The sequence below is a fragment of the Streptomyces sp. NPDC057543 genome (genome assembly GCF_042801895.1).
GTDB lineage: Bacteria > Actinomycetota > Actinomycetes > Streptomycetales > Streptomycetaceae > Streptomyces.
Genome location: NZ_JBHVFF010000320.1, coordinates 1 through 9,141, shown reverse-complemented (window position 1 = coordinate 9,141; position 9,141 = coordinate 1). Strand labels below are relative to the sequence as shown.

Genomic DNA, 9,141 nt, shown 5'->3' with positions numbered 1-9,141 from the left:
GTGCGCCGTCGTACGGCGCAACGCGATCAGGTCCCGGTCCACGTCGTCCAGGAAGAAGAACCGCTCCAGCTCCGGCCGCGTCGGCTCCTCCACGAACCGTCCGTACGCCGTCGCCTGCACATCAGTAAGAAATTCCACCGGCACCCGGTGGACGGTAGCCACCCGTCATCCGAGCCCACTGGACTTCCAGAGAAACCTGTCACCATATCCCGGAACTGTGTTAAACGACCAAGATCAATCTCAGCGCCAACCACGGTTCGATTGATCCCCTAGGCCGAGGTCCTGCTACCGGCGGACGAGCGTGTCGTCGGTGGGCCGGCGCACGGCGTTCCTCCAACCGTGGGTCAGGCGGTCGGGTCCGGCCAGGGAATGTCGGTGTCGACGGGGGCGGTGTAGTCGATGCCGGGTACGGCGAAGCCGTACAGGCGCTGGACCTCGGCGTGGAACCAGTCGAGATCGGCGAGGTCACCGATGCTGTTCGTGGTGGCCCTGTTCCAGCGGTCGGCCACGGCCTCCTGTACCGAGGACGTGAGCTCCCATGTGTCGAGGCGGATTCGGCCGTCGTCGTCGAGAGCGAGGGGGCGGGTGCCGGTGAGCTGGTCCCACAGCTCGGTGAGCTGGTCGATCGGCGGGACCATGCCCTCATCGAGGACGCCGCGCAACAGGCCGACGTACAGGGCGACGCCGGGGATGGCGGTGGAGGACTGGGTGACGGCGACCCCGTTGACGGAGGTGAGCGCGCGGCCGCCGACCAGCTTGTCCAGGCGTTCGCTCAAGCTGCGGGCGGTGGCTTCGAGGTGGGCCTTGGCGGCGCCGATGGTGCCCTGCCGGTAGATGCCGGCGGTCAGGGGCGAGCCGATGTAGGAGAGCGCGGCGGTGGTGAACCCGTCGGCGAGCAGATCCCGTCCGGCCAAGTAGTCGATCCACCGCTCCCAGTCCGTGCCGCCCATCACCGCGGTGGTCTGCTCGATGTCGTCGCCCGCGGCCGGGCCGGTTTCCACCTCGGTGACCTCCGGGGCGCCGGAGCCGTCGAACGAGAGGGTTTTGGTCCGGTAGGGCTCACCGATCGGCTTGAGGACGGAGGAGTAGGTGACGCCGGTGTCCGGGTCGGTGCGTCGCGGGGCAGCCACCGAGTAGATCAGGTAGTCCAGCCGCCCGTACCGCTGCTTGAGAAGGTCGGCGACCTGATCCTTCATCCCGTCGGAGAACGCGTCACCGTTGAGGAAAACCATGTCCCGCCCGTACTCGCGGGCCAGTTCGGCGGTTGCGGCGGTGCGGTACCAGCCGGCGGTGCCGGTGCGCCGCCCAGGTGCCTTCTCGAAGCACACCCCGATGCCGCGGATCCCGGCGCGGGCGAGCCCGGCGATCGTGGCGGCGAGCCCGTACCCGGCGGACGAGCCGATGACGAGCGCCACCGGCTCGTCCCCGCCGGGCTGCTCGGCGAGGACGGCGCGCCACATGTCGGCCACCACCTTGCGGCAGCCGGCCGGGTGTGAGTCGAGGAAGAGGAAACCGCGGTTCAGGGGGGAGATGACGCGTTCGCTCACGATCGGGTCCTTGGGTTCGGCGCGGATGAGAGTGCGGCAGCCACCAGGTGGGCCCCCGCATCCTGCAAGTCTGCGACCGTACGGATAGGGGCGGTGACCTCATCCGGCACAACGATCGCGAGACGACCTTGGAGGGTTTCCACCAGTCCGAGCAGAGCGAGGTAGCCGCGCACGTGACCCGGTGGTCATCCTTGGGTCGGCGGGCAGGCCACTGGATGCCCCGGTCGTACGAAGGGACCGGAAGGACATCCGCCAGCAAGGTGAGGAGTGGTTCAGTTGGACGACGGATGCGTGTGAGCGGCAGTCGGGGAGGGTTACGGGCGCCGTCCCCACGCGGAGATCAAAGGGGCGGTGGCAAGGTCGAGTCGTCCGGCGGTGACGTTCGCCAGGTGGCGGTCGATCTCCCTGTCGGTGGCAAGGCCTTCCGCTACCAAACGGTGGCGGATCTGCCGCACCGTCGCGGCCTCGAGGACAGCACAAGCCGGCGAGGTGATCGGGAAATACGCGTCGGCCTGAACGTCCTCGAGACCGGCCTCACGCAGCAGCCGGGGCAGGGTTCGCCCGTACGCGAGGTCCGCGCCGCGTGCCGCCATCAAGGCGCGGAAGCCGGATCGCAGCCGGTTCGCGAGCCGCTGTTCGGGACCGGACTCGTCCGGGCACAACAGCGGCTGCAACCCCGGGTCGGCATCTTCCAGGAGCAGCCGGCCGCCGGGCCGCAGCGCCTGGATCATCCGGCGCAGCGCCTCGGCGCGATCGGTGACGTGTACCAGGACCAGTCGGGCATGAACGAGGTCGAAGCCGCCGGGCGGCGGCGGGTCGGCCGCCACGTCGTGCCGCAGCACCTCGATCACGCCACCGCCGACGTCTCGGGTCCAGGACACATCGATGTCGGTGGCGATCACTGCTCCCGTCGGGCCGACTCGCTCGGCCAGCCCGAGGGGTACGGACGGAGCGCCGGCACCGACCTCCCAGCACCGCATGCCGGTGGCGATTCCGAGCTGGTCGACATGACGGAACGTCACCGGATCGAACAACTCGCTGAGGGCGCCGAAGCGGATCCCTGCCTCCGATTGCCGGTTGTCCAGCAGGTAGCCGTGATCCATGTCGTGTTCAGCCATGTGGTGATTCTGGCAGAAGGGGCAGTCGGGCCCCGGTCGCCGGGGCGGTCATCGCCAGCGGGGATCCGCCCCGCCTCTACGTCGGCGCCCCCGCACTGAGGCAGGCCGGCCCCCCGGCCGCTGCCGAGGGCTACCGCACGGCGGGATGCGCGGCTCGGTCTGCGGAGATCGACTTGCCGTTCGATGGAGGAGTGACTGCCGTAGCACCACGTTGGTCTCACTTGCCGGCCCCGCCGCGCGCAACACCTCGACGTGCTCGGAGAAGCTGGGGCGGGCCATGGCGAAGTGGGCGGCCGACTGGCGATCGGCTGCGGACCCCGCTCACGCAGCAGCCGCAGTACCTTCCGCCGCACCGGGCCGGCCAAGGCCGCGAAGACTCTGTCCTCGGACTGCCGGACGACGGGTCCCGGCATCAGCAGCGGGCCGGGGCCGGCGCGGCCAGTACCAGGCGGGTGCCGTCGGGGTCGGTCACGGCAGCCTCGCGACCCCGGGGCCGGTCGGCCGGGCCTCGACGTCGACGCCCGCCTCGGCCGGCGCCGTGCAGTCGCCGTCCGGGTCGGCGGTCTCCAAGTTCGGACGCTCCCGCGGTGGCTTGAGCACGAAGGTCCACCTGGCCGGTGACAGCCGGGCACGGCCTCTGTTCATCCACGTCACCGCGGGCCAGGCCGGTGACGCGCCGGCCTTCGAGGCGGTCATGACCGGAATCCGGATCCCTCGAAGCGGACTCGGCAGGCCAAGAACGCGCCCTGCGTTCGTCCTTGCGGATCGCGCCTACTCTTCCCGCGCGATCCGTGGGCACCTACGTCGACGCGGCATCCGTGCCGTCGTCCCGCAGCCTGCCGACCAGATCGGCCACCGTCTGCGGCGAGGGCGCGCCGGAGGCCGCCCGCCCGGCTTCGACGCTGAGACATACAAGGAGCGCAATACCGTCGAGCGGTTCCTCGCCCGACTCGAGCAGTGGCGCGGCCTCGCAGTGCGGACGGACAAACTCGCCATCGTTCACCCGGCCGCACTCCGCCTTGCTGCCATCCTCATCCGGACCCGGCGCTGAGCAAGGCGTCCGAACGGCTCGTCAGGCCAGTGCATGGACGACGCGCCGGTTCTGCTTTCCGCCAAAGATGCCGGCCAGGAGGCCGTGGCTGTCGATCACCTCGGAGATGCACCGGGTCTCGATCCTGTCCGACCACACGTCCAGGTTCGGTCGAACCACTCTGGCAGCCCGCGCTGCTCGTTCACCGCGTCCCATGAGTCGTTGAGTGACTCGATCAGCAGACCGCGCAGGGCAACGATCAAGTCGCTGTCCGTCATCGCAGCAGACCACTGAATCCCGCGATGCGATCAACCACGTGGCCCAGGTGATCACGGGTAAATCTTCGCACGGTGGTATCTCCTGTCACCAGGACAGGAGATACCACCGCGGTCATTTTCAGGGCAGGATTTCGTAGAACGGGCCGTCAGGCGCGAAGTTGCGAGAACACAACTTCACGTCCCTACCCTTGAGATAAGCGAGCGACCACTCACTGAAGGTCATCTCATAGAGAGTCCAGGCCGGACTGTCGAACTCCTGGACCACGACGCGCCAGGGCGACGAGGGGTTGTCAGGAATGTGAAGGAAAACCGCCTCGCCCGTCGTGGCCGACGCCACCGGCATCAGTTCCCCGGGGTTCGCCCCCACCGGACTCGGCTGGAAATCCGCCATGTCCTCCTCGCGCCAGAGCTCGAGATCCCCCTGATGTTTTCTCCCAGACTGTGCAGAAGATGGCCGGCGGGATGCTTCAGATACAACTGCTTGTTGATCTCGATCGAACCGTAGGCGTCCACGATCTCACGGAAGTCCGCAGGAAATTGCATACCGAGTTCCTGCTCCAGTTCGATCCACGGAGCCGGATCCGACCAGTTGAACCGGGGTTTGCCCAACAGGGCGGTGATCTCTGGAAGCGTTGTCACCACTAGGTCCTTCTAGCACGTCGAGCCGATGCCTGTCTTGGAGTTGACCGCAGTACAGGAGAAAGTCTCCTCCACCCCCTGAGGTCCGTAGATGGTCATCCCCACCTGAACGGTGGCGGGAACGGCCGAGTGAGGGTCTTCGTATACGAGCACGACCCAACCAGCCCCGCCACGAATCACTGATCGGTCAAGGAGACAGGCTCCAGCGCCTCCCGTGCGGTGTCGACCACATGGGCGATATCGCGCTTGAGGAACCAAACGTGCTGCGCATCGGCATGCTCTTCACGCACGGTGTGGATCCTGTGCCTGAGCGTCTCCGTCCCTGGCAGCGCTTCTGTCGGCGCCTCGATCATCACCGTGGTGGTCTCCGCACTGAGCGATATCCGTCATCGCTCTCGACCCCCGGTGTCCCGTCCGTCTCGTTGTACGTCACCGCTCTCACGGAGCTTGACCGGATCGTGGAACTTGAGCCAGAACCGGCCTGGGTGGCCGGGGGGCGGGCAGCAGAGCAGGCTGGAAGTACCGATGGCCCGGGCGGCCGGGCCGGGAAGCGAGGTTCCCGATGAGCAGGCTCGAAGAACAGGTCAACGTCGATGTCCCGGCGCAGGAGGTCTGGGCGCAACTGCACCGCATCGATGAGTACCCGAAGTTCATGGAGGGCGTGAAGAGTGCTGCCGGGCACGGCAGTAGCCGAGCCCATCTCGACGTCCGGATCGGGGACGACGAGCAGGTTTTCGAGACCCGTATCGCCGATCGCGGCAAGGGCCAGGTGATGGACTGGACGGTGGACAGCCCGGAGCTGAAAGCCGCCTTCGCCGTGAACCCGCTGGACGACCAGCACACCCAGTTGCAGGTCCGGCTGGAGTACGACCCGGACACCGTGCGGGCGACCTTCGGCGGCCCGAAGGGATTCGCCCAGGTCCACGCGATCGAGGACACAGTCCGGACCGACCTGGAGAAGTTCAAGGACCTGCTGGAGAGCCGGCACTGATCACGACGTGCTGGTGCTGCTCGGGTAAGGACCGCGTGCCTCGCAGCGGTGGTTGTCACCGCCGACGGGCGGGGCCTGTGGTGGAACTCCTGGTTCTCAGCGCTTTCCGTCACCAGACACATGAGGTTGTGATCAACAATCACCGACGCGTTCGCACACGAGTTGCCGCCGCGCTGAGGACGGTGACCAGGAGGTTCGCGGATGAACGCTCGTGTGGTGACAGTCCGTGACTCGGCGGTACGCGGCGTCAGCGTCCTGCGCTGCCTCCGGTGCCCGAGCGCGTCGGTGATCTGCTCGTTGAGGACAGCGATTTCGTCATCGACCTCTGCGACACGCCTGGCCAGCAGCCGCAGGTGAAGACCGCCGCGGCGGCCGCTGTGCCGGGCCCGGCCCTCGGGAGAACCGCGCAGGTTCGGACGAGCACGGACGACACGGTGCGCGCCCACTGTGAGGAGCCGGGCCCGGCGGGTCGCTCCCACGGACGACGGAGGTCCTCGCCGAGCGGCCGGGTGGGAGTTGTGTGCGGCGGTATCAGCCATGCCCAGCGATCCGCGGCCTGCGGGTATGTGGTGCTTCGGAGGCGCCGCAAAGAGTGCAACCTGGTGCTGTGTCCGCACAGCACCGCCTAAAAGTGAACTTACCTGCATGAACCTCGCTGCCAGTTCGCGAGGCCTGCTCAAACAGGGAAGCCCACTCGGCGAGGACGAGGTAGCGCTTCGGCCGGAAGAAGGCAGAGAGGGAGGGGCCGGTCGAGAATCCACAGCACCTGGGCCAGGCATGGATTGGCCCTTGGAGAGGGATCGGAACGGACAGTAGCGGCGGCGGTCAGCCGGTGAGCCGGCGTCCGAACATCCCGATCACTGCGCGGGTGCAGCCAGCAGCGGGCCGAAGATGTCCGCGCCCAGACGCTCGGCCGCGGCCTGGTCCAGGACAGCGCCGCTGATGTCGGTGTGCTGTCCGGTCCACTGCTCGGCGGTCGCGCGCCCGGTGAAAAAGCTCAGGTAGCCGCAGCAAACGGCGGCAGCCGGGCCGGTGTCGGGGCCGGCGCCGTAGTAGACCACCGCGGTGGCCGGCTGCCAGGTGGTCTTTCCGCCGGTGAACTCCACGCGGACGGGGGCAGCGGTGACCGGGTCGGTGGAGGTGATGACGGCGTCGGAGCCCAGCATGACCGGGATGCCGAGCGCGTCGATCGCGCACATCGACCACACCGTCGGCCCGTTGGCGATCCGTACGACGTGCTCGGTGGCGGTGGCGGAGAACGGGTACGCGGCCTGGATGTGACCGGTGTCGTCCAGGGTGAGGAAGTCCTCGGCGGCCAGTTCTGCGAGCACGCGGGTGGCCGGTACGGCGAAGGGCTCGGCCGCCGCCTCCAGCTCGGCCTGCTCGGGCGGGGCACCGGTGGTGGCGAAGGAGCGCAGGACGGCCTGTTGCACCGCCCGAAGGCCACCCTCGATCGGGGCGAGACGGCCCTGCCCGGCCCGGTCGGCAGCCCGGTCCGCGTCGCCGGTGACGGGAGTGCCGAGTACTCGCCGTAGCTCCTCGACGGAGGGCGCTCCGCCGACCCGGCCGTCCGTGCCACGGTAGAGGCGGCAGGACACGCTGGCCGCGGCGCCCGGGGCGGCGAACGGGTCGCGGCCGTCGACCAGCATCGTCGGGGAACCGTGCATGCCGCGCCGTTCCGCCTCCGCCTGGTCGTCGACCAGGTGCTCGGTGAGCTCCACGTCCGTGCGGCCCGCGAGGGCGAGGGTCAGCCGTTCCCGCAGCACCGGGCCGTTCGGGCAATCCGGGACCGTCAACATCTCCACGTGCATCAGCAGCACCTCCAGGTCATGCGGCCCACGCTAGACCTTCCACTGCGATGGAAGGTCAAGGGCTACGGTGAAGGCATGCGCATCGGAGCCCTCGCCGCCGCCACCGGCACCACTCCCAAGACCCTGCGTTTCTACGAGCAGGCCGGGCTTCTGGCGGACCCACCCCGCACATCGGGTGGCTACCGTGACTACCCAGCCCATGCGCGGACCCGGGTCGGCTTCATTCGCTCCGCCCAGGCAGCCGGGCTCAGCCTCGCCGAGATCCGCGACGTTTTGGCCATCCGCGACGGCGGCCACCCGCCCTGCGGTCACGTAACCGAGCTCCTCGGCCGGCATCTCGCCGACGTCGAGCATCGGATCGCCGAACTGCAGGCCACCCGCGCCATGCTGCGCGAGCTGACCCACACCGCCTCCGCAACCGACCCCGCTACCTGCACCGAGGGCGACATCTGCCGCATCCTCGCTGCTGACTGAGCCGGTATGAAGACTCCTGGTGAGGTTTGCGCAGCCAGCGGCGATGAGACTCCAACGGCAACGGGTACGCGTGAGGCCGCCTGAGCAGAGCCACTGCCTGCCAGTGTCGTCCGAACCCGGGTATTTCTGGCTGGCAGGCCACTGACCGCGACCACGGCCTGAGCGGCTGAGCGATCGGCGGCACGCCACGGCGGACGGACGATCTCCCCACAGCGAACCGGTCAGTCGTGGCCGCCCAGCCCCGCGTCGCGGGCCAGCAGGGCGGCCTGGACGCGGTTACCGGCACCGAGCGCACCGAGAATCCGGCTGACGTGTGCCTTGACGGTACTTTCGCGCATGCCTAGTGCCGCCGCGATCTCCGCGTTGGAATCGCCCAGCGCGAGCCGTGCCAGGACGTCCTTCTCACGAGGTGTCAGACCCTCGAACCGGGTGCGAGCTTCCAGCGCTGCTGGGCGGGCGGCGCGGTGGAAGCGGTCGATCAGACGACGGGCGGCAGCCGGGTGCAGCATGCCCTGGCCGTCCGCCACCACATGGACTGCGCGGATGATCTCGCGCGGTTCGGTGTCCTTGAGCAGGAAGCCGTCCGCGCCGGCGGCGAGCGCATCGTAGACGTACTCGTCCAGGTCGAAGGTGGTCAGGGTGATCACTCGCGGGGGGTCCGGGAGCGCGCGCAGCCGGCGGGTGGCGGCGATGCCGTCCATCCGCGGCATCCGCACATCGACCAGGGCAATGTCGACGCGGTGCCGGACCGCCTGTTCGACGGCGGCAAGGCCGTCCGCCGCCTCGGCGACGACGGTCAGCTCCGGGTCGGTGGACAGCAGGTCGACGAGACCGAGCCGCACCAGGGCGTCGTCGTCGACCACCAGAATATTGATCACGAGGCGGACGCCGACCGGCGGACGGGTGAGGAGGTGGGCAGCCGGGCGGAGAGCCGCCAACCGCCCCCGCAGGTACCGGTGTGCAGGTGACCGCCCAGCGCCGCAACTCGCTCCGCCAGACCGATCAGGCCGTAGCCACCGGGTACCGCGGAACCTCCGGGGACCGTGGAGTCCCCGACGTGTCCGGCCGGTCCGGGCGGCTGACCTGGCCGGAGAGTCTTTCCTGCACGTAGTCCCGCAGCCGATCGTTCGCGGCGAGCTTCGCTGTCTTCGGGCGCCGGGCCACGAGGTCGGCCTTCCATTGCGCGACCGAAGCCCGGTAGTCCAGTCGGCCGCCACGGGTCGCGGCGTTGCGCCGCAGCTCCCGGGATACCG

9 protein-coding genes and 3 pseudogenes are annotated in these 9,141 nt (G+C 68.9%); 3 read left to right on the top strand and 9 right to left on the bottom strand.

The window, feature by feature from the left end; translation table 11 throughout:
- The 4 genes and pseudogenes from ACFU8Q_RS35340 to ACFU8Q_RS35325 all read right to left on the bottom strand — a co-directional run.
- Window positions 1-144, bottom strand: a 144-nt coding sequence (locus tag ACFU8Q_RS35340) for a DUF4158 domain-containing protein (protein WP_384462373.1), incomplete at its 3' end; no start/stop codon positions are given.
- 200 nt (window positions 145-344) lie between these two features.
- The gene (gene fabV, locus ACFU8Q_RS35335) at window positions 345-1,547 is read right to left on the bottom strand and encodes an enoyl-[acyl-carrier-protein] reductase FabV (RefSeq protein ID WP_384462370.1); all 1,203 of its coding nucleotides are present in this window, start codon (window positions 1,545-1,547) and stop codon (window positions 345-347) included.
- A gap of 314 nt (window positions 1,548-1,861) precedes the next feature.
- A complete protein-coding gene (locus ACFU8Q_RS35330; RefSeq protein WP_384462367.1) occupies window positions 1,862-2,665 on the bottom strand; it encodes a methyltransferase domain-containing protein in 804 nt (267 codons plus the stop codon).
- Between the two features lie 216 nt (window positions 2,666-2,881).
- A pseudogene (locus ACFU8Q_RS35325) lies at window positions 2,882-3,078 on the bottom strand (ArsR/SmtB family transcription factor); the annotation flags it as partial.
- Between the two features lie 161 nt (window positions 3,079-3,239).
- Here ACFU8Q_RS35325 and ACFU8Q_RS35320 point away from each other — a divergent pair.
- Window positions 3,240-3,716: pseudogene (locus ACFU8Q_RS35320) on the top strand (IS5 family transposase); the annotation flags it as partial.
- Window positions 3,717-4,091: 375 nt separating this feature from the next.
- On the opposite strand, the gene ACFU8Q_RS35315 reads toward ACFU8Q_RS35320, so the two are convergent.
- Together ACFU8Q_RS35315 and ACFU8Q_RS35310 are read right to left on the bottom strand one after the other, a co-directional pair.
- Window positions 4,092-4,364, bottom strand: coding sequence for a hypothetical protein (locus ACFU8Q_RS35315; RefSeq protein ID WP_384462364.1), 273 nt, complete (start codon window positions 4,362-4,364; stop codon window positions 4,092-4,094).
- 424 nt (window positions 4,365-4,788) lie between these two features.
- Complete coding sequence (locus tag ACFU8Q_RS35310; protein WP_384462361.1) at window positions 4,789-4,965, bottom strand: hypothetical protein; 177 nt, start codon at window positions 4,963-4,965, stop codon at window positions 4,789-4,791.
- Window positions 4,966-5,174: 209 nt separating this feature from the next.
- Between ACFU8Q_RS35310 and ACFU8Q_RS35305 the strand changes: the two genes are divergently transcribed.
- On the top strand, window positions 5,175-5,603 hold the full coding sequence (locus tag ACFU8Q_RS35305) for an SRPBCC family protein (protein WP_384462358.1): 429 nt from the start codon (window positions 5,175-5,177) through the stop codon (window positions 5,601-5,603).
- A gap of 857 nt (window positions 5,604-6,460) precedes the next feature.
- On the opposite strand, the gene ACFU8Q_RS35300 is transcribed toward ACFU8Q_RS35305, so the two are convergent.
- Window positions 6,461-7,414 (bottom strand): alkylmercury lyase family protein, encoded by a 954-nt coding sequence (locus ACFU8Q_RS35300; protein WP_384462355.1) that lies wholly within the window; start codon window positions 7,412-7,414, stop codon window positions 6,461-6,463.
- A gap of 75 nt (window positions 7,415-7,489) precedes the next feature.
- Here ACFU8Q_RS35300 and ACFU8Q_RS35295 point away from each other — a divergent pair, with 75 nt between their 5' ends.
- Window positions 7,490-7,888, top strand: a complete 399-nt coding sequence (locus ACFU8Q_RS35295) for a heavy metal-responsive transcriptional regulator (protein WP_384462352.1) — start codon at window positions 7,490-7,492, stop codon at window positions 7,886-7,888.
- A 221-nt stretch (window positions 7,889-8,109) separates the two neighbouring features.
- Here ACFU8Q_RS35295 and ACFU8Q_RS35290 read toward each other — a convergent pair whose 3' ends face one another.
- Together ACFU8Q_RS35290 and ACFU8Q_RS35285 are read right to left on the bottom strand one after the other, a co-directional pair.
- Entirely contained in the window at window positions 8,110-8,766 is a 657-nt protein-coding gene (locus ACFU8Q_RS35290; RefSeq protein WP_384462349.1) for a response regulator, read from the bottom strand.
- 157 nt (window positions 8,767-8,923) lie between these two features.
- Window positions 8,924-9,141: pseudogene (locus ACFU8Q_RS35285) on the bottom strand (IS30 family transposase); the annotation flags it as partial.